20 protein-coding genes are annotated in these 26,220 nt (G+C 56.6%); 11 read left to right on the top strand and 9 right to left on the bottom strand.

The genetic code is table 11. The annotated features are described in order from the left end of the window. Positions 1-187: 187 nt before the first annotated feature. From FDP13_RS12625 to FDP13_RS12610, 4 genes are all read left to right on the top strand, one after another. A complete protein-coding gene (locus FDP13_RS12625; protein ID WP_199886330.1) occupies positions 188-907 on the top strand; it encodes a metal ABC transporter ATP-binding protein in 720 nt (239 codons plus the stop codon). After that, positions 904-1,758 (top strand): metal ABC transporter permease, encoded by an 855-nt coding sequence (locus tag FDP13_RS12620; RefSeq protein ID WP_027710926.1) that lies wholly within the window; start codon positions 904-906, stop codon positions 1,756-1,758. Before FDP13_RS12625 ends, FDP13_RS12620 begins: the two co-directional genes overlap by 4 nt. 41 nt (positions 1,759-1,799) lie before the next feature. Then, complete coding sequence (locus FDP13_RS12615) at positions 1,800-2,678, top strand: metal ABC transporter substrate-binding protein (protein ID WP_033575539.1); 879 nt, start codon at positions 1,800-1,802, stop codon at positions 2,676-2,678. A 596-nt stretch (positions 2,679-3,274) separates the two neighbouring features. Continuing rightward, complete coding sequence (locus FDP13_RS12610; protein ID WP_234424406.1) at positions 3,275-4,684, top strand: 4-hydroxyphenylacetate 3-hydroxylase N-terminal domain-containing protein; 1,410 nt, start codon at positions 3,275-3,277, stop codon at positions 4,682-4,684. Positions 4,685-5,155: 471 nt separating this feature from the next. Here the strand turns inward: FDP13_RS12610 and FDP13_RS12600 are convergent, their stop codons facing one another. The 3 genes from FDP13_RS12600 to FDP13_RS12590 are packed head-to-tail and all read right to left on the bottom strand — an operon-like array spanning position 5,156 to position 8,270. After that, complete coding sequence (locus tag FDP13_RS12600) at positions 5,156-5,986, bottom strand: DeoR/GlpR family DNA-binding transcription regulator (RefSeq protein WP_033575450.1); 831 nt, start codon at positions 5,984-5,986, stop codon at positions 5,156-5,158. 24 nt (positions 5,987-6,010) lie between these two features. Continuing rightward, positions 6,011-6,991: a D-threonate 4-phosphate dehydrogenase gene (locus FDP13_RS12595; protein WP_012768412.1), complete on the bottom strand. Its 981-nt coding sequence runs from the start codon at positions 6,989-6,991 to the stop codon at positions 6,011-6,013. Further along, positions 6,984-8,270 (bottom strand): four-carbon acid sugar kinase family protein, encoded by a 1,287-nt coding sequence (locus FDP13_RS12590; RefSeq protein ID WP_027710921.1) that lies wholly within the window; start codon positions 8,268-8,270, stop codon positions 6,984-6,986. The genes FDP13_RS12595 and FDP13_RS12590 overlap by 8 nt, the downstream gene beginning before the upstream one ends. A 216-nt stretch (positions 8,271-8,486) precedes the next feature. On the opposite strand from FDP13_RS12590, the gene FDP13_RS12585 reads away from it, so the two are divergent. From FDP13_RS12585 to FDP13_RS12560, 6 genes are all read left to right on the top strand, one after another. Further along, positions 8,487-9,623, top strand: coding sequence for an iron-containing alcohol dehydrogenase (locus tag FDP13_RS12585; RefSeq protein WP_012768410.1), 1,137 nt, complete (start codon positions 8,487-8,489; stop codon positions 9,621-9,623). A gap of 95 nt (positions 9,624-9,718) precedes the next feature. Beyond that, positions 9,719-10,603 carry a dihydrodipicolinate synthase family protein gene (locus FDP13_RS12580; RefSeq protein ID WP_012768409.1) on the top strand — a complete coding sequence of 295 codons (885 nt, stop codon included), beginning with the start codon at positions 9,719-9,721 and terminating at the stop codon, positions 10,601-10,603. A gap of 37 nt (positions 10,604-10,640) precedes the next feature. Beyond that, positions 10,641-12,059: a sodium:solute symporter family protein gene (locus FDP13_RS12575; RefSeq protein ID WP_143839565.1), complete on the top strand. Its 1,419-nt coding sequence runs from the start codon at positions 10,641-10,643 to the stop codon at positions 12,057-12,059. A 6-nt stretch (positions 12,060-12,065) separates the two neighbouring features. Beyond that, on the top strand, positions 12,066-13,244 hold the full coding sequence (locus FDP13_RS12570; protein ID WP_033575448.1) for an exo-alpha-sialidase: 1,179 nt from the start codon (positions 12,066-12,068) through the stop codon (positions 13,242-13,244). Between the two features lie 167 nt (positions 13,245-13,411). Then, entirely contained in the window at positions 13,412-13,885 is a 474-nt protein-coding gene (locus FDP13_RS12565; RefSeq protein WP_033575447.1) for a YhcH/YjgK/YiaL family protein, read from the top strand. Between the two features lie 5 nt (positions 13,886-13,890). Further along, positions 13,891-14,574: an SDR family NAD(P)-dependent oxidoreductase gene (locus FDP13_RS12560; protein WP_033575446.1), complete on the top strand. Its 684-nt coding sequence runs from the start codon at positions 13,891-13,893 to the stop codon at positions 14,572-14,574. A gap of 22 nt (positions 14,575-14,596) precedes the next feature. Here the strand turns inward: FDP13_RS12560 and FDP13_RS12555 are convergent, their stop codons facing one another. The 3 genes from FDP13_RS12555 to acnB form a co-directional block, all read right to left on the bottom strand. Beyond that, on the bottom strand, positions 14,597-16,198 hold the full coding sequence (locus FDP13_RS12555) for a methyl-accepting chemotaxis protein (RefSeq protein ID WP_231578062.1): 1,602 nt from the start codon (positions 16,196-16,198) through the stop codon (positions 14,597-14,599). Between the two features lie 231 nt (positions 16,199-16,429). Further along, positions 16,430-16,792: a protein YacL gene (gene yacL, locus FDP13_RS12550; RefSeq protein WP_012768403.1), complete on the bottom strand. Its 363-nt coding sequence runs from the start codon at positions 16,790-16,792 to the stop codon at positions 16,430-16,432. Between the two features lie 100 nt (positions 16,793-16,892). After that, entirely contained in the window at positions 16,893-19,490 is a 2,598-nt protein-coding gene (gene acnB, locus FDP13_RS12545) for a bifunctional aconitate hydratase 2/2-methylisocitrate dehydratase (RefSeq protein WP_012768402.1), read from the bottom strand. Between the two features lie 443 nt (positions 19,491-19,933). Between acnB and FDP13_RS12540 the strand changes: the two genes are divergently transcribed. Beyond that, positions 19,934-21,265, top strand: coding sequence for an MmgE/PrpD family protein (locus tag FDP13_RS12540; protein ID WP_143839564.1), 1,332 nt, complete (start codon positions 19,934-19,936; stop codon positions 21,263-21,265). Positions 21,266-21,326: 61 nt separating this feature from the next. Here the strand turns inward: FDP13_RS12540 and FDP13_RS12535 are convergent, their stop codons facing one another. From FDP13_RS12535 to aceF, 3 genes are all read right to left on the bottom strand, one after another. Next, positions 21,327-22,505 (bottom strand): dienelactone hydrolase family protein, encoded by a 1,179-nt coding sequence (locus FDP13_RS12535; RefSeq protein WP_143839563.1) that lies wholly within the window; start codon positions 22,503-22,505, stop codon positions 21,327-21,329. Between the two features lie 189 nt (positions 22,506-22,694). Continuing rightward, complete coding sequence (lpdA, locus tag FDP13_RS12530; protein ID WP_033575457.1) at positions 22,695-24,119, bottom strand: dihydrolipoyl dehydrogenase; 1,425 nt, start codon at positions 24,117-24,119, stop codon at positions 22,695-22,697. Positions 24,120-24,333: 214 nt separating this feature from the next. Continuing rightward, positions 24,334-26,214 (bottom strand): pyruvate dehydrogenase complex dihydrolipoyllysine-residue acetyltransferase, encoded by a 1,881-nt coding sequence (gene aceF / locus FDP13_RS12525; RefSeq protein WP_143839561.1) that lies wholly within the window; start codon positions 26,212-26,214, stop codon positions 24,334-24,336. Positions 26,215-26,220 lie beyond the last annotated feature (6 nt).

Here is a 26,220-nt window from a genome sequence, read left to right as displayed (position 1 = left end):
CTGATGTATCAGACACACTTTTTTACTTCTCCCGCCTCCTCATCAAAATTGTTATGTTATAACATTTAAATAAATAGGAGGACGATGTGACCAGTCTTTACGCTTTTTCCGCTGTGGCCCGGCTGGGTATCGCCGGTGTTTTACTGGTGCTGTTATGGGGTTTGATTCATTGGGCGGTAGCGCTGGCATGATTGCACCATACACGATCACACTGCATTCACTGATGTTTGGTTACCCAGGCCAGCCGCCGTTAGGCACGCTGGATGGTTGTTTTGACAGCGGTTCGCTAACCGCGATTATCGGTGCCAACGGCACCGGCAAGTCTACCCTGCTCAAAACGCTGGCGGGTCTGCTGCCACCGCTCGGTGGTCATTTCTGTATGGCGCCGCAGGCACGCCGCCAACTGGGTTACCTACCGCAACTGGCTGAATTCGATCGTCAGTTTCCGCTCAGCGTCAACGACCTGGTGCTGATGGGCTGCGCCCCGCATTGCGGTATGTTCGGCCGTATCTCCGGTGCGTGGCGAAAACACGCCTTCGAGGCGTTGGATACCGTCGGTATGGCGGCATTCGCACAGGCGCACATCGGCACGCTCTCCGGCGGCCAGTTGCAACGCGTACTGTTTGCCCGGCTGCTGGTGATGCAGTCGCCGGTGATCCTGCTGGATGAACCTTTTACCGGTATCGATGCCCAGACCACCCGTACATTGCTGACGGTTGTCCGCCAGTTGCATCAGCAAGGGCGCACCATTCTGGCGGTGCTGCACGACCTGGAGCAGGTGGAAGCCCACTTCCCCCGCGTACTGATGCTCCGCCCGGAAGGCCATCGCTGGGGCGACAGCCACGAGGTGCTGCCCTCCTCATCGTCTTCCACGGCGACCCCGCCGCAACTGAGGCTGGTGCCATGACGTTGATACACCTGTTGGCCGAACCGTTCGGCGATTTCGGTTTTATGCGTCGGGCGCTGGTGGGCTGCCTGGCACTCACCCTGAGCGCCGCACCGCTCGGCTGTTTTTTGCTGCTGCGCCGCATGAGCCTGATCGGCGACGCGCTGTCTCACGCGGTATTGCCCGGCGTGGCGGCCGGCTACCTGATTTCCGGCATGTCGCTGGTGGCGATGGGCGTGGGCGGCTTTATCGCCGGGCTGGCGGTGGCGATGCTGTCCGGCGTGGTCAGCCGCCACACCGAACTGAAAGAAGACGCCAGCTTCGCCGGGTTCTATCTCGGCTCGCTGGCGTTGGGGGTAACGCTGGTGTCGCTGCGCGGTTCCAGCGTCGATCTGCTGCACGTGCTGTTCGGCTCTATTCTGGCGATCGACGCCAGTGCGCTTCTCACCATCGGCATCATCAGTTCCTGTTCAGTGCTGGTGCTGGCGTTGATCTACCGGGCGCTGGTGATCGAATCGTTCGACGTCACCTTTCTGAAGATCCTGTCGCGCCGATCACGAGCGCTGATCCACGGCCTGTTTTTATCACTGGTGGTACTGAATCTGGTGGCGGGCTTCCAGTTGCTCGGCACGCTGATGGCGGTCGGCATGATGATGTTGCCCGCCGCTTGTGCCCGCTTCTGGAGCCAGCGCCTGCCGGTCATGCTGTTGACCGCGGTGGGTATCGGCGCCTGCGCCAGTCTGGTGGGGCTGACCTGGTCGTATTACGCCGACTTGCCCGCCGGCCCGGCGGTTATCCTCACCACCACGCTGTTGTTCTGTTTTTCGGTACTGTTTGGTTCCAATGGCGGCATGTTGCGTACGCGCCGCTGACACCGGATGGTTTTGCATGGCAAAGAGACAAAGAGGAAAAAATGAAACGTTCTGTTTTGGTTATGACGCTGTCCAGCCTGCTGCTAAGCCCGCTGGCGATGGCAAAAGATCTGAATGTGGTGGCCAGTTTTTCGGTGCTGGGCGACATGGTCAGCCATATCGGCGGCCAGCACGTCCACGTGACCGACCTGGTGCAGCCGAACGGCGACCCGCATGAATTCGAACCGTCGCCGAAAGACAGCAAAACCCTGTCGCAGGCCGACGTGGTATTCGTCAACGGGCTGGGGCTGGAAGGCTGGCTGGACCGGCTGGTTAAAGCCTCCGGTTACAAAGGCGAGGTGATCACCGCCTCCAAAGGCATCAAAACGCTGAAAATGGAAGAAGACGGCAAAACGGTAACCGACCCGCACGCCTGGAACAGCATGAAAAACGGCATCACCTACGCCAACAATATCGTCGATGCGCTGGTCAAAGCAGACCCCGAGCACGCCGACGATTACCGCAAACAGGGCGACAGCTATATCCAGCAGCTACAACAACTGGATGAATATGCTACCCAGACGTTTTCCGCCATTCCTAAAGAGAAACGTAAAGTGCTGACCAGCCATGACGCATTCGGCTATTTCGCCGCTGCCTACGGCGTGCATTTCCTGTCGCCGGTCGGTTATTCCACCGAGTCGGAGGCCAGCAGTAAAACCGTGGCTAAACTGATCAAGCAGATCAAGAAAGAACAGGTGAAGCTGTACTTTATTGAGAACCAGACCGACCCGCGCCTGGTGAAACAGATTGCTGACGCCAGCGGCGCGCAACCGGGCGGCGAGCTCTACCCGGAAGCCCTGACCGACGGCAACGGCCCGGCCGCCACCTACACGGCCGCGTTCAAACACAATGTCGATACCCTTGCCGCCGGTATGAAGTAACCGGCCGGCAGCGTAAAGACGCCGCCGTTATTTTATTATTTTGCCCGACGAATGCGCCGGGTAAAATAATAATAAAAATTAACACCGTATTAATAGAATATAAAAGCCACGCAATAAAAATATAATTCATTAAGATCTTATACCCTAAATAAATTTATTCGATTACTTATCATATATAAAAAGCAATTATTTTCATTCCGAATAAAAAGGCGTAGTATGCGCCCGTCCGACGTGGAACGACATTATACCCGTCATACTTCGAGTTGCAGGTGCGTTGGCTGCGTTCGCTCACCCGAATCACTTACCTGAGTAAGCTCATCGGGATTCTCTCTCTTGCCGCCTTCCTGCAACTCGAATTATTTGGGGTATATATCAACTCCATATTTAATAATTAGACTGATCATATTCAGCCATGCAACTCACATGCCGGCATGATGGAATATGAGCATTTTATTTATTAGCGATAATTATCTCTTTCAGGTGCAGGTATGTTGCGGCCCCCTTCAGTGCAGGGTGCATTATTGCCGGCAACAGCCCGTCGAGCGAGTATCGCCCTTATTTACGGTATGGCCGAAACGGAATTTAACAGAGGATTTATGCCTGATTATCTACAACGGATGCAAACCCCCCGAAATGTTTATGTTAACGGCGAGCCGGTTCACACACTCCCTCTTCATCCTATGTTCAGCGGGGCGATTCGGTTCATCAATCGTTATTACGAGTTACAGCAGCAGGACCCGGCCGTTCATCTGGTTAATCACGCGTACGCCACCAGCCTGCTGATCCCCCGTTGTATTGACGATCTGAAACAAAAAGGCCGCGCGTATAAAGCCGTGGCGGATAGCTCCTATGGCATGTTGGGCAGAACGCCTGACTTTATCAACAGTGCGATTGCCGCCATCGCCAGCCATGCACAGACGCTGGGCCACGATGAGTATTGTGATTACGCCGACAACGCCCGTCGTTATTACGACTACTGTCGGGAAAATAATCTGTATGTTTCGCACGCCGCCATCAACCCGCAGGTGGACCGCAGCCGCGTCATGTCCGAATTGCGCAGTGCGTCCGTCGGCGTCAAGGTCACCCACTACGACGACAATGGGATTACCGTCAACGGCGCTAAAATGATTACCACACTAACGCCGGTTTCCGATGAAATACTGATTTTTAACATGCCCGGCCTGACCGAGAATGACAGAGACTTTGCCGTCGCGTTTACTCTTGATGTCACCAGCCCTAATCTCCGCATGTTGTGCCGTAAGGCTATGAGCTACCCGGAACACAGCACGCTCGACCACCCTATCGCCAATCTGTTTGATGAAATCGACTGTCTGTTGCTGCTGGACAATGTTCAGGTTCCCTGGGAACGGGTACTGATTTTCCGCAATGTGGAAAAATCCAACGCGTTCTATGACACCACCAAGGCACGCAATCACACCGGCCATCAGGGCATCATTCGCGGACAAGCCAAAGCCGAGTTAATGGCAGGCGTCGCCACCCGTATCGCACAAACGCTGGGGTTGGATCGGTTCCTGCACGTACAGGAAAAGCTGGGGCGCATGACCACCAGTCTCGAGCTATTGAAAGGGGCTATCCAATTGGCTGAGAATGCCGCGACTATCGATGACTACGGCGTCTGTAACCCCGACATCAGCGCCATTCAGGCGATTCGTTACCATTTTCCATTATGGTACAAAGACATGCAGCAGACGCTCCAATCCCTGTGCGCCGGTTCAATGCTCTCGATTCCTGATGCCGCTACGCTAAGTACCCTACCGCAGCAGCAACTGGACGAATTATTCGACCCTCATCGAACCACCTTACTGAATCTGGGCTGGGATCTGACCGGCGACGGCTTCGGGCAACGGCAAATGGTGTACGAAATCTACCACGCCGGCGATCCGCTTCATATTGCCGCTCAACATCATCAGGAATATGACACCCGAGGGATGCTCACCACGCTCGATCAATTGCTGCATTCCTCCATACCGGGAGAAAAATTATGATGACGCGGGCCTGTCTGATTGATTATCCGACTCGTCAATGGTGAGTGGTAACCCCCGAAAATAAAGCGCAGGGAAAACCGCAAACAGTCACCACCTCCCGAGGAGGTGGTCAGACTGCTGACAAACGCATTAACTACAGGATGAAGCATCTTTCCGGCGTCAAAAACTGCGCTGAGGTGGGCGACTTCGCCGGGTGAGCGACAGGACGTCGCGAAAGCCCGTGCCGTGTTGGGAACACGTCACGGGCGGCCCGAACCGCGAAGTCGAACGCCGAAGGTAGCGCGTAGCGCCGCAGTTTAGCCACCAGCCAGTGGTCAAGGAGAGGTGGCGCTTGCACCTCTCCTTGTCGTGCGTGCGATGAAATAGCAGAGGAACCACACCGTTTATCCCGCACGAAACCATTCACTGAATAGGCAAACTTCACCGTTCACAAGACAACCCGGCTGTTTGTCAACAGCCTCAAGCCGCTGTTCAGCGGCTTGTTACATTGACCAGTTGCAAATTGAACGGCTGCGCCCGTAACTGACGTTCTACGTCTGGCGGCAATGCGCTGTCGGTAATGATATCGGTCAGTTCAGACAACGGCGAAACGCAAAACAGCGAGTAAGCGCCGTATTTGCTGCTATCGGCCAGCAACACCCGGCGGCTGGCGTTCATGCCCAGATCCTGCTTGATGCCGGCTTTTTCTTCGGTAGGCGTGGTGATGCCTTTCTCGAGGCTCCAGGAGTTACAACTGATAAACGCGATATCCGGATAGACGCTACGCAGCAAACGGCGACCGTGCTCGCCGATGCAAGACTGGCTGCTGTCGTCGATACGTCCGCCGATGATCGTCACTTCAATCTGCTTGAACTCGGAGAGAAACAGCGCAATCTGCAAATCGGCGGTGATCACCCGCAACGGCAGATGCGTCAGGTTACGCGCCAGCTCCAGCATGGTGGTGCCGGCATCCAGCACCACCGCGTTGCCCGGCTGCACCAGTGTGGCGGCCTGCCGGGCGATAGCCTGTTTTTCCGCCAGGCTACGCTGCAGCTTTTCATTGGTGGTCGGCTGGGAAGGAATAAAGCGGTTGAGCGTCACCCCGCCGTGGCTACGGCTGATGACGCCCTGCTCGTCAAGCTTGATCAAATCGCGGCGAATCGTCGCCGGAGACGCATCAATGACCGTCACAAGTTCATCCACCGTCACCAGATTATGGCTTTTCAGATAATCCAGAATCTGATCCAGACGGCTTTGTCCTTTTACTCGTTCTCCATTTACACGCAACGTATCAGTCAATGTGTACCCCACGACATAATTCAACGGATTTTCGACTCCACGATTCTATCAGGCCAGTTGCATCGCCAGTTTGATGGAGATCGCCATGCTGTCAGACTTCGCTTTACCTGTCCAGGCGATATCAAACGCGGTGCCGTGGTCCGCGGAGGTGCGGATAAACGGCAACCCGGCGGTGATATTCACGCCATCATAAAAGCCCAGCAGCTTGAGCGGAATATGCCCCTGATCGTGGTACATCGCCACCACCATGTCGTATTGCCCCTCATACGCCTGCAGGTAGACGGTATCCGGCGGGCACGGGCCGTAAGCGTCGATGCCTTTGGCTTTCATCGCCTCGATGGACGGGCCGACAATCTTAATTTCTTCATCACCGAACAAGCCGTTTTCGCCTGCGTGCGGGTTGACCCCGGCTACCGCAATGCGCGGAGCCTGATAACCCACGCGTTTCAGGAACGTATCCGCCATCGCTATTACGGTTTCCACCCGCTCGCGGTTCAGCGTATCCAGGAATTTGCGCAGCGCAATATGGGTAGTGACGTGAATCACTTTCAGTTTGTCGGTGTACAGCACCATCGCGTAGTCACGGCTGTTGGTCAGTTTCGCCAGCAGCTCGGTGTGCCCCGGATAAAGGTGCCCGGCGGAGTGCAGCGCTTCCTTATTGAGCGGCGCGGTGGCAATCGCATGTACCTCGCCGGCCATCGCCAGCTCAGTCGCACGTTTTACGCAACGATACGCCAAATCGCCGGCCTGTGGCTGTACCACTCCTTGCTTCAGGCCCTGCGGGTCGTCCAGCGGTTCGTTGATCACGTTAATGACGCCGGGCGCGAAACGTGCATCGGCAGGACGTTCGATTTCATTGAGCTCCACCTGCGGCACAACGCCTAACGCCAGAATACGGCGCAGCGTCTGTACGCAGCCCACCACCACCGCCGGCGCACCGGACAGATCACCTTCGGCCAGTGATTTGATGATGATCTCCGGACCGATGCCAGCCGGGTCGCCCATGGTTACCGCAATAATTTTACTCACACACGCTCTCCTCAATAAAACGCAATACATTCAGCAGGGTGGCTTCATCGCCAAACCCGCCCGCTTTCGTCATTACCGGAATATCGCCCACCAGACTGTCCAGCAAACGTCCCCAGGGGACGCAGGAAGCAATCTGTCCTTTGATGCGGAATCCGCTGGCCCGTAGCGCGGTCGCCGCTGCAATGGCGATATCCCCGCCGGATAAATAGAGCCCGCCCGGTCGTTGCCGCTGCACAATACGCCGCGTCAATTCTCCCAGACGACGGCTGATGGTCTCGCCCAGTTGCTGGCGACTCATGCCGTAGCGCTGACACAGACTGTCTACCTCAAACCGCTGATTATCGTCGCGGCAGGTTCGAATCACGCAGTGACGCCCCGCCGCCAGCACCGCCGCCGCCTGCCGACCGGTCTGCGCCAGCATCCCTTCGTCGGCCGCCAATAACCCGGCGATATCCAGATCGATCAGCTCGACATCAGGCCGCTGGCTGACCGCCTTAATCTGCAATTGAGCGATTTCGCTCATCGAACCAATGACCGCCAACAAAGCACGGCACGGCGTCGGAAACGCCAGCGACTGCGCCAGCGCCTCGCTCAACCCGGCCGACCCGACCAGCAACGGCTTTTCTGCCAACCGGACGGCGGCCTCGACAATCCGCTCAAGATCCTGCTGACACTCTGCATCCAGCACCACCAGCCTGACTCCGCTATCGCTGAGTTGTTGCAGCTGCGCGGCCAGAGAGTCGGCGCGCACCTCGTGCAGAGATAGCGTCGCCTGAGCCAGCGCCGTTTGTTCCGCCAACCGATCACCGATAGATGCCGAACGCACCGGCGTTTTCGGGTCGCTGGCGAACTCGGTATCCGTCAGCAATACGCCATGCACCCATACCTGACCGTCGCGGGTAATGCGGCCCAACGCCGGGGCGGCAGGGGCAATCAATGCCAGCGATAAATCGGCGGCGTTCAATGCCGCTTCAATTTCCGCACCTGGGTTACCACGCAGGGTGGAATCCACTTTTTTAACGATCCAGCCGCGGGCGCCGGTTTTACGCCACAGCGCCACCGCCTGCGCGGTGCGCTCCGCCGCCAGCGACGCCGTAACCGCACGGCTATCGGTATTGACCACCAACGCGTCATCCGCCTGCCCGGTATGGATCGCCGTGGCATCAAACATCACATTCACCCGCGCCCCTTGCAGCGCCAACCCGACGCCTGCATCGTTCGCGCCGGTAAAGTCATCCGCCACCACCATGATGCGGGTGAGATCACGCCCGTCCGGCATAGCCGTTCTCCAATCAGTTCGATTACCTGAAAATGATTATATTGAATCACGTTTGATTATATGTGAGCAACATCAAATTATTCAAAACCAATTTAACCTATAAATTACCCCACAGAATGCGAGAAAAACGATTTTTTTCCGTCACAAAATGGAAATGTGATTGAAAAAAATCATATCTATCCAGCTGAAGTCACAGCAAAAAGACAAGGTATCAGTATGAATATCAACAGCACCCTCATCAGCGGTTATCAGGCACTTCAGGATCTGAGCTACCTCCTGCGCGGCAGGCAGCACGTACTGTTGGTGACGGACAGGAATATCGTGGGATTGGCCGGAGTACAGGCGTTGATCGCACAACTGAAGGCCGGCGTGCCGCAATTTTCCCTGATTGATAACGTGCCGGCCGAACCCAGCCAGCATGATGTAGCCGCCGTGCTGCAACAGTTGCCCGCCACACAGCCGGACCTGATCGTCGGCGTCGGCGGCGGCAGCGTACTGGACGTCGCCAAACTGCTGTCGCTGCTGTGCTCCGGCGAGGAAGGCATCACGCTCGATAGCCTGCTGGAAGGCCGCAAACCGACGCGCCGCACCACCTCACTGCTGATCCCGACCACCGCCGGCACCGGCTCCGAAGCCACGCCGAACGCCATTCTGGCGATTCCGGAGAAAGAAACCAAAGTCGGGATTATCACCCCGGTGATGCTGCCGGATTACGTCGCACTGGTGCCGGAACTGACCACCAGTATGCCGGCGCACATCGCCGCGTCGACCGGCATTGACGCGCTGTGCCACCTGATCGAATGCTTCACCGCCACCATCGCCAACCCGGTGGCCGACAACTATGCGCTGATCGGCATGAAAAAGCTGTTCGCCAACATCGAAACCGCGGTGAACGAGCCGGACAATCTGGAAGCCCGCCTGAATATGCTGTGGGCCTCTTACTATGGCGGCGCCTCCATCGCCCATTCCGGCACCCATCTGGTACATGCCATGTCTTACCCGTTGGGCGGCAAATACCACATTCCACACGGAGTGGCGAACGCCATTCTGCTGGCGCCGTGTATGCGCTTTGTGCAGCACGCAGCAGCAGAAAAATTCGCGCAAGCCTATGACCTGCTGCCGGACGCCGACCTGTCGCTCTCTACCGAGCAGAAAGCCGCGGCGCTGGTGGATTACTTCACCGCGCTGGTGAAACGACTGAACCTGCCGTCTTCGCTGCAACAGTTGGGGATAAGCCCGGATCACCTGCCGTATCTGGTGGAATCCGCCTTGCAGGTACAACGGCTGATGAAGAACGTCCCGACCGCCGTGACGGCGCAAGACGTTCACGCCATTTATTCCACACTGTTTTAACAGATTGCTTTAACTAATTGTTTTAACTGATTTTTAACTAGTGTTTGCTTTAACAACGTCGCTCTGGATGATGAAAATACCGAGGAACAATAACGATGACTAGACCGATTACAGGCGTACTGACGGCAATCGTCACGCCTTTTGACCATCAGGGGGAATTTAGCCCCACCGCCATGCGCCAACAGGTTCAACGCCAGATGCGTTACGGCAACGGCATTTTCTGTAACGGCACCAACGGTGAATTCTTTGTGTTGCACACCGATGAAAAAGTCGCCGTTACCGAAACCTGCGTGGATGAAGTCGCCGGCAAGGTGCCGGTCGTCGCGCACATCGGCGAAATCTCCACCCGCGAAACCATCAAGCTCGGCAAACGCATCGCCGCGCTGGGCGTGGATGCCGTCTCCGTAATCACCCCTTACTTCGTGCCGCTCAAACAAAGCGAACTGATCGACCACTACCGTGCCGTGGCGGACGCACTGCCGGTGCCGGTATTCATGTACAACATCCCGGCGCGCACCGGCAACACCCTGCAACCGGAAACGGTGCGGATTCTGGCGGAACACCCGAACATCATCGGCATCAAGGACAGCGCCGGCAGCTATGAAAGCCTGAGCGGCTTCCTGCAGGCGGTGAAAGATATGCCGAACTGCGACGTGCTCAACGGCCCGGACTCATTGATTCATCAGGGCTTTGTCGACGGCTGTTCCGCCTGTATTTCCGGTCTCGCCAACGTGGCGCCACAAGCCATCAGCCAGATTTGGCACCGTTTCCACGCCGGCGACATCGAAGGCTCCCGTCAGGCGCAAGAGCAAGTGAGCGAACTGCGTAAGACGCTGTACGCGGTGGCGTTCTCGCCTGCCGTGGTGAAAAAGGCGCTGGTATTGATGGGACAGGACGTGGGGGTCAGCCGCTACCCGATTGCGTTCTCAGCACAAGACGAAGAAACCATTCGTCAGATTATTCAACCGTTCGCCGAGTGAATGAACACTTACCCTTACTCTTACAGGATCGAAAACCATGAACCATTTTGATCTGACAGACACACTGATCATCGTCGGGATGATTGTGTTCTATATTGCCTTTACTTCCTGGCTGACGCTCAAGTTACGCAGTAACTCCAGCTCGGAGTTCATGGAAGGCTCACGCTCGCTGCCGGCCTTTATCGTCGGCATCCTGCTGATGACTGAATTTATCGGCGCAAAATCTACGGTAGGTACGGCGCAAGCCGCCTTCGAAAGCGGCATCGCGGCCTCCTGGTCGGTGATCGGCGCCGCCATCGGCTTCCTGTTGTTCGGCATGATCCTCGTTAAGAAGATCTATAACACCGGCCAGGTCACCATTTCCGCGGCTATCGCCGAGCGTTACGGCACCTCCACCAAAAACATTATTTCGATCATCATGATCTACGCCCTGCTGTTGGTAAACGTGGGTAACTACGTCAGCGGCGCGGCGGCGATCGCCACCGTATTGAAGATCTCCCTGCCGGTTGCCGCGCTGATCACCGCGATCGTCAGTACCTTCTACTTCTACTTCGGCGGGTTGAAAGGTGTTGCCTACGTCACCCTGATCCACAGCGGTCTGAAATACATCGGGGTGATGATCATCCTGTACGTGGCGCTGAAAATGACCGGCGGCATCACGCCGATGGTCGAGAAGATGCCGGAATACTACTGGACCTGGGACGGTACGATCGGCGCCGGCACCATTTTCGCCTGGCTGATTGGCACCATCGGTTCCATCTTCTGTACTCAGTTCGTTATCCAGGCTATCTCGGCCACCAAAGACGCGGCTTCGGCCAAACGCGCCACCTGGATCGCCTTCTTCTTCTGTATGCCTATCGCACTGGCGATTGCGGTGATCGGCGTCGCCGCCAAGTTCGTGCACCCGGAAATCAAAAGCCTGTATGCGATGCCCGTCTTCCTGCAGGATATGAATCCGTGGCTGGCAGGTCTGGTGACGACTTCACTGGTCGCGTCCATCTTCATCAGCGTGAGTACCGTAGCGCTGGCGATCGCTTCCCTGATCGTGAAAGATTTCTACGTACCGTACTACAAGCCGACACCGGAAAAAGAGATGAAGATGACGCGCGTATTCTCGCTGATCATCGGATTCCTGCCGCTGATTTTCGTACTGCTGGTGCCGGAAGTGCTGAAACTGTCGTTCTTCACCCGCGCTATTCGTCTGTCCATCTCGGTGGTGGCGATGATCGCCTTCTACATGCCATTCTTTAGCAGTGCCCGCGGCGCGAACGCCAGCCTGATTTCCGCCTGCGTCGCGACTTCGGTCTGGTATGTGCTCGGCAACCCGTACGGCATCGACAACATGTATGTCGCTCTGGCTACCCCGGCTATCGTGATGTGTCTGGATCGCCTGATCCCGAACAAGAACGCCGGAAAGCAAGAAAAGAAAACATCCGCCTCTCAAACAGGAGCCTAATCCGTCATGACGACTGAAGAAACCATTACTATTGAACGTGACGGCCTGGTCCGCCCGGCAGACGCCGATAACCAGCGTATTGACGCCTACATTCCGTCCGAATGCCCGCAGAACCATGCAGCCAACCTGCTGCATCTGCCCAACGGCGATGTGCTGTGCGTCTGGTTCGGCGGCACCCAGGAAGGGGTGTCGGACATCTCGATTTATCTGTCGCGGCTGGTGAAAGGCAGCGAGCAATGGACGCCCGCGGTTAAACTCTCCGACGACCCGACCCGTTCCGAGCAGAACCCGGTGTTGTTCCTGGCGCCGGACGGCGTACTGTGGTTGCTGTATACCGCGCAGAAATCCGGCAATCAGGATACCGCCATCGTGCGTTACCGCCAGTCGCTGGATCAGGGCTACACCTGGGGCGAAATCGGCGTACTGCTGGAGCAGCCCGGCACCTTTATCCGCCAGCCGATTACCGTGCTGCCCAACGGCGACTGGCTGCTGCCGGTGTTCTACTGCCGCATCCAGCCGGGTGAAAAATGGGTGGGCAACGATGATATCAGCGCGGTGAAGATCTCCAGCGATCAGGGGAAAACCTGGCGTGAATCGGTGGTGCCGAACAGCACCGGCTGCGTGCACATGAACATCACCCTGCTCAAAGACGGCACCCTGTTGGCGCTGTTCCGCAGCCGCTGGGCCGATTTCATCTACCGCAGTCACTCCACCGACGGCGGCGAAAGCTGGTCCGAACCGGAGGCGACCACGCTGCCGAACAACAACTCGTCGATTCAGGTGACCACGCTGGACAACGGCCATCTGGCGCTGGTGTTCAACGCCATGAACGCCGACGGCGCCACCGAGCGTCGCCTGTCGTTGTATGACGAAATCGAGGACGAAGAAGAAACCGACGCCAAAATGCCGGATATCTCGTCCGGACGCAGCGCCTTCTGGGGGGCGCCGCGTGCACCGATGACGCTGGCGATTTCCGAAGACGGCGGGAAAAGCTGGCCGTGGCAGCGCAATCTGGAAGTGGGCGACGGTTACTGCATGACCAACAACTCGACCGACAAACGCAACCGCGAGTTCTCCTACCCCAGCATCAAACAGGGGCCGGACGGCAAGCTGCACGTCGCCTTCACCTACTTCCGCCAGGCGATTAAGTACGTCTGCGTCAGCGAAGAGTGGGTCAAAGGCTAATACCGCTACCCGCACCTCCCCGTTTCCGGGGAGGTAATCAGTGGCTACCCACAGCTTGCCGGCCCGTTGCCGACAAGATAGCGCGGGTAGCCGCACTGTTCATTCCCGTTCAGGGAGACTCTCGCCGCCTCCCTTCTATTTGCTCACTACTTGCTAAGGAACCGCTTATGATCGCAGGTAATCTGAATCATCTGCCGCTGGCAACGTTGCCTGAACCACTGTTTCGCATTCTGTCCGGCTTCACGCTCGCGCAGTTAAACGCACTGCCGGAAGGCAAATACCAGCCGGACAACGCCGACTGGTTCTATTCCATCGGCACCGTATCCACCGCCCCGAAAGCCGAACGCCATACCGAATTCCATCGCCGTTTTCTCGATATTCAGTTGATTCTCGAAGGCGAAGAGATCATCGGCTACGACCTGAACGACGCCGGCTTGCGCCCTGCTACCGAGCGCAAACCGGACCTGTTCATTCTGGAGCAACCGCAAGTGCCGCACGCCATTCGGCTGGCCGCCGGTGATTTCGTCACCTTCTATCCGGGCGAACCGCATCAGGCGCTGTGCGCCATCAATGACCAGCCGGCTCCAGTGAAAAAAGCGGTGTTCAAAGTACCGGTTGAATTACTGAACACGCAGGGGTAAGCCGTATGTCAGCACAGAAACAGGCGGTGATCACCGGCAGCAGCTCCGGGATCGGCGCCGCCATTACCACTACGCTGTTGGCGGCGGGGTGGAAGGTTATCGGACTGTCGCGCCAGCCCGGCCCGCATCAGCATCCGAACTTCACGCATTGTCCGCTGGATATCACCGATACGCCGGCGCTCATCACCCTACTGGACAGCCTGCCCGCCGTCGATGCGGTGATTCATGCCGCCGGGGTAATGAAAGCCGCCACGCTGGGTGCGCTGTCCTACGCCGACAGCGAGCAGTTGTGGAAGCTGCATATTCAGGTGGCGGAAGTGCTGGCCGACCGGCTGGTGAGCAAACTGCCGCAGGGCGGGCGCATCGTTCTGCTGGGTAGCCGCACCTCCAGCGGCGCCGCCGGGCGCAGTCAGTACGTCGCCACCAAATCGGCGATGATCGGCATGGTGCGAAGCTGGGCGGCAGAGCTGGCGCCGCGCGGCATCACCGTGAATATCGTGGCGCCGGGCGCCACCGAAACGCCGATGCTGAACCAGCCGGGGCGGCAAAGCTCGCCGCCGAAACTGCCGCCGATTGGCCGGTTCATCCAGCCGCAGGAAGTGGCGGATCTGGTGGCCTATCTGCTGTCGCCTTCGGCGTCGGCCATTACCGGGCAGCAGTTGGTTATCTGCGGCGGCGCCTCGTTATAACGCAGTTATGCTGGCCGCACGCTCAGCGGCCGGCATTTCCCAACGCCAACCGCGGCATGGTATCTGCCGCCATCGAACCGGCAATGGTAAACCGGCTGACGGATTGCTTCAGCTCATGTGAATGGGTTTCCAGATAGGTGGTATCCGTCGCAGTTTGCTCGACCATCGCAGCGTTTTGTTGCGTTGTACGCTCCATCTCGGCAAGCGCACGGGCAATCTCCTGCGTGGCGATGGACTGCTCCGCCGAGGTATCGGCAATCTTCCTGATGAATTCGCTCGACAAATCCACCGCCTGGTTAATTTTCTGCATCACTTCGGATGCCTGGTTGATTTCACTATAGCCTTCGCCAATTTTCCCCGACGACGCATCAATCAGGCTTTTTATCTGGTGCGCCGATGCGGTGGTTTTCTGCGACAACGTGCGGATTTCCGCTGCGACCACCGAGAAACCGCGCCCCACTTCCCCGGCCCGCGCCGCCTCTACCGCCGCATTGATCGCCAGAATATTGGTTTGGAATGCAATATCTTCAATCACTTTGGTGATCGACGAAATGCTGTCGGAATGCTGCTTGATGTTTTCCATGGTATTCACGATTTTACTCACCAGTTGGTAACCCTGATGGGTTTCACCAGCGGCATTTTCGGATAACTGACTGGCCTGTCTGGCGCTGGCGGCATTGTCCTTCACCGACTCCGAGACTTGCCCCATTGCGGCTGAAGTCTGCTGCAAGGCAGAGGCTTGCATGTCGGTACGTTGCGACAGCGCCACGCTGCTTTTGCTGATATTCTCGCTGGCCACCGTTACGCCATCGGCGTGCTCCAACACATTAGCGACAATCGCGATTAATGACTGGCGCATGGTTTCAATCGCGGCCATGACACTGTGCTGTTGTTGATCATGAATAACGGTTTTCTCGGCTAAATTACCGGATGCGATGGCACGGGTCATCGTCAGTAATACTGCGGGTTCCGCGCCCAATGATTGGAAAATCCGGCGTCGCGTCGTCAACATCGCCAGCGCACCCAATAATATAGCGACGATTAAAATAATCGGCATTGCCACGGTAAAATATCTTGCGGTTTCTCTTGCAGTATGTGTCAGCCGATTGTTTTGCGCGGCTTCATAATTAATAAAGGCATTCACATCGGCCAGCCATTGCACAAATGCGCCACGCCCGTCATTCAGCAAGATATTACGGGCGGTATCCGCATTACCTTCATTTTTCAACGCAATCAACCGCGCAATAATCGCACTGGTTTTATCATTTGAGCGCTGTATGTTCTGGTATAACGATTTTTCCTGGTTGTCGGTCGGCAGTTGACCCAGCATGGTATCAAGCTTGACATCCGACTGTTGATAAAATGCCGCCAACTCATTGATATGACTGACTATTCCAGGAAGCTCCTGCTTATCGGCAATCAATAAATCCCGCACAGCGATTGACCGATCATGAACGCTGCCGCGCAAATTCACCGCATAAAATTGCTTAACGCTATTCTCATCATTAATTTCAGTTAATGTATTACTAATATACCGAATGGTGAGCAGCCCTAAAACCCCTAACAATACACTTACTAATATTGGAATAATAAATCCGATGACAATTTGCTTTTTTACCGTCATGGTATTTTTCATATTATATTTCCCCGGTGCCAACTTAACCGCTTACTGTGCATACTCTAAATAATTCAGTTCATACTAAGTCAAATGCACACCATAATCGATAGCTCAGAACATCGACTCACACTATTAATACAATTGGAGACAATTGTCATATAACCAAAATAATTCGAGTTACAGGCTGTTTAAGGCCAGGTTGGTTAAAAGACGCGTCAGACGGTATTCCCTCAATAATCACCCTTTATCCACAAATGCCCGGTATTTCTCCAGCAATGCCAGAAAGTCCTCCAGACCGCATAACGACAGGCTTTCTTCATCGTAATAACTCATGCCTTCTTCCAACTCATCGGTTTCAAACGCCAGTTGGTTGGCACGGACCATCACTTCTTCGCTATCCAACAATAAGGTGTATTCATGGCCGGCGCGTTCCCATTGACGTTCGCTGCCGGAGAGCTCACGAACCGCCGCTTCCACTTCGTCCAGCACGGCCTGCTGGCCCTTAACCTCTTCATTTAGCCAATGCCCGACGGCTTCATGGCCCATCGACATCCGGACAAGTACCTGTCCGGTTACATCACGCAAAAACTCATAGTCCATGATCGTTACCCTCAGCCTGATTCACTATCGCGTGCCACAACCGTAAAAAAAGGGAGACCTTTCGGCCTCCCTTCCTTTTATTGCGACGAACTATAGCGGTTTACACGGCGGTCTGGAAGATCACCTTGTCCGCTTTGTTGGTGTACTGCTGCAATTGGTCGAAGTTCAGATAACGGTAAGTGTCATCCGCCGTCTTGTCCACCTGCGCCATATACTGCTGGTACTCATCCGGCGTTGGTAAACGCCCCAACAGCGAGGCAACCGCCGCCAGTTCAGCAGAGGCCAAATAGACATTGGCACCCGCACCCAAGCGGTTCGGGAAGTTACGGGTGGAGGTCGACACGACGGTCGCGCCATCGGCCACGCGTGCCTGGTTACCCATGCACAGCGAACAGCCGGGGATTTCGATACGAGCGCCGCTCTTACCGAATACGCTGTAGTAGCCTTCTTCGGTCAGTTGTGCGGCGTCCATACGGGTCGGCGGCGCCACCCACAGACGGGTCGGCAACTGTCCCTTATACTGATCCAGCAATTTACCGGCGGCCCGGAAATGGCCGATGTTGGTCATGCAGGAACCGATGAATACTTCGTCGATTTTGTCGCCCTGCACCGTGGAGAGCAGACGCGCATCGTCCGGATCGTTCGGCGCACACAGAATCGGCTCTTTGATCTCGTTCAGATCGATGTCGATAACCGCGGCATATTCCGCATCGGCATCGGCTTCCAGCAACTGCGGATCCGCCAGCCATTTCTCCATGCCCTGAATACGACGCTCCAGCGTACGGCGGTCGCCGTAGCCTTCAGCAATCATCCACTTGAGCAGAATGATGTTGGAATTCAGGTATTCGATTATCGGTTCTTTGTTGAGCTTGATGGTACAGCCCGCCGCAGAACGCTCCGCCGAGGCGTCGGTCAATTCGAACGCTTGCTCAACCTTCAGATCCGGCAATCCTTCGATTTCCAGAATACGACCGGAGAAGATGTTTTTCTTACCTTTCTTCTCCACGGTCAGCAAACCTTGCTGGATAGCGTAATACGGGATCGCATGTACCAGATCGCGCAGGGTGATCCCCGGCTGCATCTGGCCTTTAAAGCGCACCAGTACCGATTCCGGCATATCCAGCGGCATCACGCCGGTTGCTGCGGCAAACGCCACCAGACCGGAACCCGCCGGGAAAGAAATGCCGATCGGGAAACGGGTATGAGAGTCGCCGCCGGTGCCGACGGTATCCGGCAACAACATGCGGTTCAGCCAAGAGTGGATTACGCCGTCGCCCGGACGCAGCGACACGCCGCCGCGGTTCATGATGAAGTCCGGCAGGGTGTGATGGGTATTCACGTCGACCGGCTTAGGATAAGCGGCGGTGTGACAGAAAGACTGCATCACCAGATCGGCGGAGAATCCCAGACAAGCCAGATCTTTCAGTTCGTCGCGGGTCATCGGGCCGGTGGTATCCTGAGAACCGACCGAAGTCATCTTCGGTTCGCAGTAAGCGCCCGGACGAATACCGTCGGTGCCGCAGGCACGGCCGACCATCTTCTGCGCCAACGAGAAACCGCGGCTGCTCGGCACGACGTCTTTCGCCTGGCGGAACACATCGCTGTGCGGTAAACCCAGCGACTCGCGCGCCTTAGACGTCAAACCGCGACCGATAATCAGCGGAATACGGCCGCCCGCGCGAACTTCGTCCAGCAGGACATCGGTTTTCAGTTCAAAATTGGCCAGCAGTTCGTTGCTGTCGTGGTGACGGACTTCACCCTTATACGGATAAATATCAATCACATCGCCCATATTCAGTTGGGCAACGTCGACTTCGATCGGCAGCGCACCGGCATCTTCCATGGTGTTGAAGAAAATCGGCGCAATCTTGCCGCCCAGCACCACGCCGCCGCCGCGCTTGTTCGGCACGTTCGGGATATCGTCACCCATGAACCATAACACGGAGTTAGTCGCGGATTTACGGGAAGAGCCGGTACCGACGACGTCGCCGACGTAAGCTAACGGGAAGCCTTTTTTGCTCAACGCGTCGATCTGCTTGATCGGGCCGACCGCACCAGCCTGATCCGGCTCGATGCCTTCGCGGGCGTTTTTCAGCATTGCCAGCGCGTGCAGCGGAATATCCGGACGCGACCAGGCATCCTGCGCCGGGGAGAGATCATCGGTATTGGTTTCACCGGTCACCTTGAATACCGTGACGGTAATTTTTTCCGCCAACTGCGGGCGGGAGAGGAACCACTCGGCATCAGCCCAGGATTTTACCACCTGCTGCGCGTGGGCATTGCCGGCTTTGGCTTTTTCTTCCACGTCGTAGAAATTATCAAACATCAACAGGGTGTGGGATAACGCTTTGGCGGCAACCGGAGCCAGGGCAGGATTATCCAGCGCTTCAATCAACGGCTGAATGTTGTAGCCGCCTTGCATGGTGCCTAATAATTCAGTGGCTTTCTCAGGGGTGACGAGGGGAGAAACAGTCTCGCCTTTGGTGATGGCAGCCAGGAAACCGGCTTTGACGTAGGCCGCCTCATCAACACCCGGCGGAACACGATTAACTAACAAATCGACTAAAAATTCTTCTTCTCCGGCGGGGGGGGTTTTCAACAATTCCACCAGTGCCGCCATCTGCGAAGCCTCTAGCGGTTTGGGTACGATCCCTTGTGCAGCCCGCTCGGCTACGTGCTTGCGATAATCTTCTAGCACGACGTTCTCCTCGCTCTCATTGTCTAATTATGCCCGGCGCTCAGTTCCAGCTTTAGGCTGATTATCAGCGTATGGATAGGTAAGGTCAGAGTGCCCGGTCCAGCCCGTCCACCATACCAGAGTTTGAACCGTTTGTTAATTCGTTTACATTAAGGCAACATTTCTGCTTGCCGCCTAAGGTGGTATGTTGCGTTTAGCCGCGAGTCCGAACCTTCTGCCTTGAGGCCAGCATAGCAGTTGGCGGCAAAATCAACCACCGATTACCCCGCAGAAATGATAAGGATAATAAAAGAAAATACGCGCGCAACACCGGCTACCGGCTCAACCATCAGGGTATACTGCGCCGTCAGTCGATCGGTGCAAAGCAGAAAAAATGACTATGCTTTACGCGCCATTCACGGCATTGTCTTTCTTCACATTTTAGCCACAGTACAGAAACCATCATGTCCGCCGATAGCCCTATTACCCACTCGTTGGCACAGCTGATTGCCACTTCTCAACCTGATGCCGCAACCTTTGAACTCGCTCGCGATGGCGTGACGGATTTTCTCGCCTGTGCGCTGCCGGTCTGGCACGGCGCGGTGGTAGACAGCGGGCTTGCGCCGTTGAAAGCGGTCTATCCCGGCCACGACAGCCAGACTCGCAGCCTGCTGCTCGGGTATGCCGGGCACGCGCTGGATTTTGACGATTTTCACTCCGGTTTTCGCGGCCACCCCAGCACGGTGATCCTGCCGGCGTTGCTGGCCCTGGCCGGCGATCACACCGCGCTGACGGAAGCTCACTTTCTCACCGCTTATATTATCGGCGTCGAAACCGCCGGACGGCTGGGGCTGGCGGCCGGGCCGCGTCATTACAGCCTGGGTTATCACAATACCGCGACGTTAGGTGCTATTGCGGCGGCGGCGGCCTGCTGCCGTCTGATGAATGCGACAACCGCTCAAACCGAGAATGCGCTCGGCTTGGCGGCGTCACAGGCCGCCGGGCTGCGCGCGCAGTTCGGCTCGGCCATGAAGCCGCTGCACGCCGGGCTGGCTGCGCGTGCCGGGTTAAGTGCCACGCAACTGGCGCTGACGGGTTTCAACGGCAACCACGATACCGTACTGGAAGCATTTCTCGCCGCCCACGGCGATGGACGGCACCACGATGACGCATTAGTCACCGGCTGGGGTGCACCGTGGCGTATGGCGTCTCCCGGGTTGACCTTTAAACGTTACCCGACCTGCGGCGGTACCCACAGCGCAGCGGAGGCGGCGTTTCTTCTGCGAGAACAGTGGCTAACGCGTTCTGGACGACAGCCAGACGACCTGCCTGACGCCGTTGATGGTATTACCGTGATGTTTCCCGCCGGCGGCGACGCGGCGCCGTTTATCCGACAAGCCGCCACCGGCGTTGAAGGGCGGTTTAGCCTCGAATACGTGATTGCCGCCGCGTTGCTGGAAGGGGAATTACGGTTGGAACGCTTTACCGAAGGGCCGGTTGATCCTCGCATCGCCGCACTGGCAGACAAGGTATCGCGCCGGGTGGACCCCAACGCGCCGCCGGATGAGCAGAACCCCGACGCCCGCTTCCATGACGTCAGTATGCTGATGAAAGAGGGGTCATGTTTTAACGCCAGAGTCAGCTGGCAGCAAACCGCCGCCGTAAAAACAGATGTCGCGGCCAAACTGCGTCAGACGCTGAGCCTGCTGCCATGGTTACCGGCAGACAAGGTGCTCAGCCACAGCCTGTTACGTACGCCCGGCTCTCTGGCCTCGCTGGTTCAGTTGCTGTCATAACCGGCGGCGCTACTCCAGCGCTATTCTTCATCTGGGCGCCCGTTTGGTCGGCGCCCGGTACTCACCGCTGCGCCGGCGGCGACACCAGCCAGCGATCCAACCACTGGAACACCGCCTCTTGTTGTTGCTGATAAAACACATGCCCCAACTCGGGCCAAATACGGGTTTCCAGCCGTTCATCGGCATGTTGCGACCGCCACACCTGATGCATTCGATCATAGGCCGCCTGCACCGCCTGTTGTGGAAACAAGTTATCTTTACCGCCGTTGAAGAACAGCATCGGCCGGGGTGCAGCGATACTAGCGACATCAGGGAAATCAAGATGAGCAGGTAGCCCGGGATGCAACATATAGAAGGCGGATTGACCGCGCAGTACATTGTTGCCCGGCACCATCAACCCCTCATAGGTGCCGATCCAGGAAATGGCCGCTGTGGCGGCCGCCTTATCCGACAATGCCGCCAGTTGCCAGGCACGGTAAGCCCCCATCGAAAACCCGACGACACCCACGCGTTGCGGGTCAACCGAGTGCAACGAAGCCAGAAAATCCAACGATCGCATATCCTCGTAGGCCATGTTGCCAGCCAGTGAACGCCCCAGATTGAAAAAATTACTGGCCAGCGCCTGCTGTTGTTCGTACTTAAGCGGTCCCCGGTCGCCCCATCCCAGCGCATCCACCGCCAGCACCACATACCCCCGCTTCGCCAGCTCATCGCCGACAAACCGGCCGGTGAAGTAACGGTCAGCCCACGCGTTGGCGGAAGCGGCTCGCGTATCGTCGCCCCATGGGCGGATCATTTTCTCTTTGCCGATATCGAATTTCGAACCGTGATCATGCAGCAACAATACCGCCGGATGCGGCCCCGGCGTTTTTGGCGTCAACAGCAGACCCGGCACCCGGCTTTCATCGGTAAGGTTGAATGCAACCTTTTCGGCCACATAGCTCTCACGATCCTGCCTGTCGACAACTTGCGGTTCAAAAGCACGGTGGGAATCGGGCGTCAGCAGCAATGAACGCACCACCTGGCGGGAATGCCGTCGCCATTGGTCGAAGTGGTCATAACGCCCGGACGACCACGCATCAGGGTACGTCAGTTGCTGCTTCAGTTGCGGGTAGAACGTGGGCAACGCGTCATCCGTTACCGACGTCGTTGTATAGGAGTGATCATTTGCCATAAGCGGGGCACTCGCCAGACAGCACATCAGAACACAGAGGGTACGACGTAATCCGCATCTTTTCATTATTCTCCTCCCTCAAATAAAACACTGTTTCTTTTCGGTGATTTGAATTGTAAGTGAAGCAGATAACACGGGCATGACGAGATCGGAATTCTGGGAGGCAGGTAAAAAAAAATCCGGCAACCAGTGCCGGATAGACATTGAAATGACAAGAAGTATCGCACCCCGCCGCGCTGGCGACGGGGCAACGGATTATTTCTTCTTGGCTTTCGGGTTCGGCAGGTCGGTGATGCTGCCTTCGAACACTTCAGCGGCCAGACCGACAGATTCATGCAAAGTCGGGTGAGCGTGGATAGTCAACGCAATATCTTCCGCATCGCAACCCATCTCAATCGCCAGACCGATTTCACCCAGCAGTTCGCCGCCGTTGGTGCCGACAATCGCCCCACCGATCACACGGTGCGTTTCTTTGTCAAAAATCAGCTTGGTCATACCGTCGGCGCAGTCGGACGCGATCGCACGGCCAGAAGCGGCCCACGGGAATACGGCGGTCTCATAGCTGATGCCTTTTTCCTTCGCTTCTTTCTCGGTCAGGCCGACCCAAGCTACTTCCGGCTCGGTATACGCGATGGACGGGATCACCTTCGGATCGAAGTAATGTTTCTTACCGGAGATAACTTCAGCCGCTACGTGGCCTTCATGCACGCCTTTGTGCGCCAGCATCGGCTGGCCGACGATATCGCCGATAGCATAGATGTGCGGCACATTGGTACGCATCTGTTTGTCGACGCGGATGAAACCACGGTCGTCAACTTCCACGCCAGCCTGACCGGCATCCAGCAGTTTGCCGTTCGGTACACGACCGATAGCCACCAACACCGCATCATAACGCTGCGGTTCCGCCGGCGCTTTCTTACCTTCCATCGACACGTAGATGCCGTCTTCTTTGGCTTCTACCGCGGTCACTTTGGTTTCCAGCATCAGGTTGAATTTCTTGCTGATGCGTTTGGTGAAGACTTTAACGATGTCTTTGTCGGCAGCCGGGATCACCTGATCGAACATTTCCACTACGTCGATCTGCGAACCCAACGCGTGATACACCGTACCCATTTCCAGGCCGATGATACCGCCACCCATCACCAGCAGACGGCCGGGAACGGTTTTCAGTTCCAGCGCATCGGTGGAATCCCACACGCGCGGGTCTTCATGCGGAATAAACGGCAACTGAATCGGGCGGGAACCGGCTGCGATAATCGCGTTGTCGAAATTCACCGTGGTGCTGCCGCTTTCACCTTCCACTACCAGGGTGTTCGGGCCAGTGAATTTACCGAAGCCGTTGACGACCTTGACTTTACGGCCTTTAGCCATACCAGACAGACCACCGGTCAGCTGATTAATGACTTTTTCTTTCCAGGTGCGAATTTTATCGATATCGGTTTGCGGCTCGCCAAACACGATGCCGTGCTCAGCCAGTGCTTTCGCTTCTTCGATAACTTTCGCCACATGCAGCAGTGCTTTGGAGGGAATACAGCCTACATTCAGACATACGCCGCCCAGCGTGGAATAGCGCTCGACCAGCACGGTGTCCAGACCCAAATCTGCACAACGGAACGCCGCGGAGTAACCAGCAGGGCCCGCGCCAAGTACCACCACCTGAGCTTTAATTTCAGTACTCATCATGACCTCTTAATTAATTTCCGGCGGGTCTGTGACGTCATTATTGTTGAGTCTTAACGCCCTCTTCCACCGGGACGTGTCTTCGCCGCAGTAGTTTACAAAATTGTTAATAACTTTGAAACGACAAGCGACTAACGATTTGTCCTTAATCACTGATAGCTGTAACAAATGACAGCTTATCAGAAAAAAGCCGGCCGTCAGGCCGGCTTTTCGATTACATCACCAGACGGCGAATATCGGACAAGGTGTTGTTGATGATGGTAATGAAGCGTGCACCATCAGCACCGTCAATGACACGGTGGTCGAAGGACAGAGAGATCGGCATCATCAGACGCGGAACAAACTCTTTACCATTCCAGACCGGTTCCATGGCAGACTTGGACACACCCAGGATAGCCACTTCCGGCGCATTGACGATCGGTGCGAAATGCGTCGTACCGAGGCCGCCGATGCTGGAGATGGTAAAACATCCACCCTGCATTTCGCCGGCAGTCAACTTACCGTCACGGGCTTTCTTGGAGATGGTCATCAGTTCACGAGACAGTTCAACGATGCCTTTCTTATTCACATCTTTGAACACCGGAACCACCAAGCCATTCGGCGTATCGACCGCCACACCGATGTTGATGTATTTCTTCAGCGTCAGACGCTGGCCGTCTTCAGACAGTGAACTGTTGAAGCGAGGCATCTGCTCAAGCGCAGCGGCAACGGCTTTCATGATGAACACGACCGGCGTGATCTTCACATCCAGCTTACGCTTCTCAGCTTCCACGTTCTGCTGTTTACGGAACGCTTCCAGGTCGGTGATATCGGTTTTATCGAAGTGCGTAACATGCGGGATCATCACCCAGTTACGGCTCAGGTTGGCACCGGAAATTTTCTGGATGCGGCCCAGTTCCACTTCTTCAATTTCACCAAACTTGCTGAAATCGACTTTCGGCCACGGCAACAGACCCGGCAGAGAACCGCCGGTCGCACCCGCCGCCGGAGCAGATTCGGCGCGTTTCACGGCTTCTTTCACATACGCCTGTACGTCTTCGCGCAGGATACGACCTTTACGGCCAGTACCTTTCACTTTCGCCAGATTGACGCCGAACTCGCGTGCCAGGCGACGAATCACCGGTGTCGCATGAATGTAAGCGTCGTTCTCGGCGAACTCGCTCTTGCCGTCGGCTTTCGCCACAGCCGGAGCTGATGCAGCCGCCGGTGCGCTGGCAGCCGCAGCGGCTGCAACTGGCGCAGGAGCCGCAGCCGGTGCCGCGCCTTCCACTTCGAACACCATGATAAGCGACCCGGTTTTCACCTTGCTGCCGGTGCTAACCTTGATTTCTTTTACAGTACCCGCGAACGGTGCCGGCACTTCCATTGACGCTTTGTCGCCTTCCACGGTGATAATCGACTGTTCTGCCGACACTTTATCACCGACTTTCACCAGCACTTCGGTCACTTCGACTTCATCGCCGCCGATATCCGGCACGTTGACGTCTTTCGCACCACCGCTCACGGCCGGCGCGGCGGCTGGTGCACTGGCGGCAGGGGCCGGAGCAGCAGCAGGCGCAGCGCCCGCCACCTCAAACACCATGATAAGCGAGCCGGTTTTCACTTTGTCGCCGGTCTTGACGCGAATTTCTTTTACTGTACCTGCGAACGGCGCCGGCACTTCCATCGACGCCTTATCGCCTTCCACCGTAATCAGCGACTGCTCTGCCGCCACGGTGTCGCCGACTTTCACCAGCACTTCGGTCACTTCGACTTCGTCGCCGCCGATATCCGGTACTTCAACTTCTTTCGCCGCGCTGGCAGCGGCCGGCGCCGCGACAGGCGCTGGCGCAGCAGCCGGAGCCGGTGCGGCAGCCGCCGCACCTTCTGCTTCGAAGACCATGATCAGTTTGCCGGTCTCGACTTTGTCGCCTACCGCCACTTTAATCTCTTTAACCACACCCGCCTGCGGGGAGGGGACTTCCATCGAAGCCTTGTCACCTTCAACAGTGATCAGCGACTGCTCGGCTTCCACTTTGTCACCCACTTTAACCAGCACTTCGGTGACTTCAACTTCATCTGCACCGATATCCGGTACCTTGATTTCGATAGCCATTACTCT

The sequence above is a fragment of the Dickeya sp. ws52 genome, from assembly GCF_007210685.1.
GTDB lineage: Bacteria > Pseudomonadota > Gammaproteobacteria > Enterobacterales > Enterobacteriaceae > Dickeya > Dickeya chrysanthemi.
Note: the sequence above shows the minus strand (reverse complement) of the source record. Positions and strands in the feature narration are given on the sequence as shown.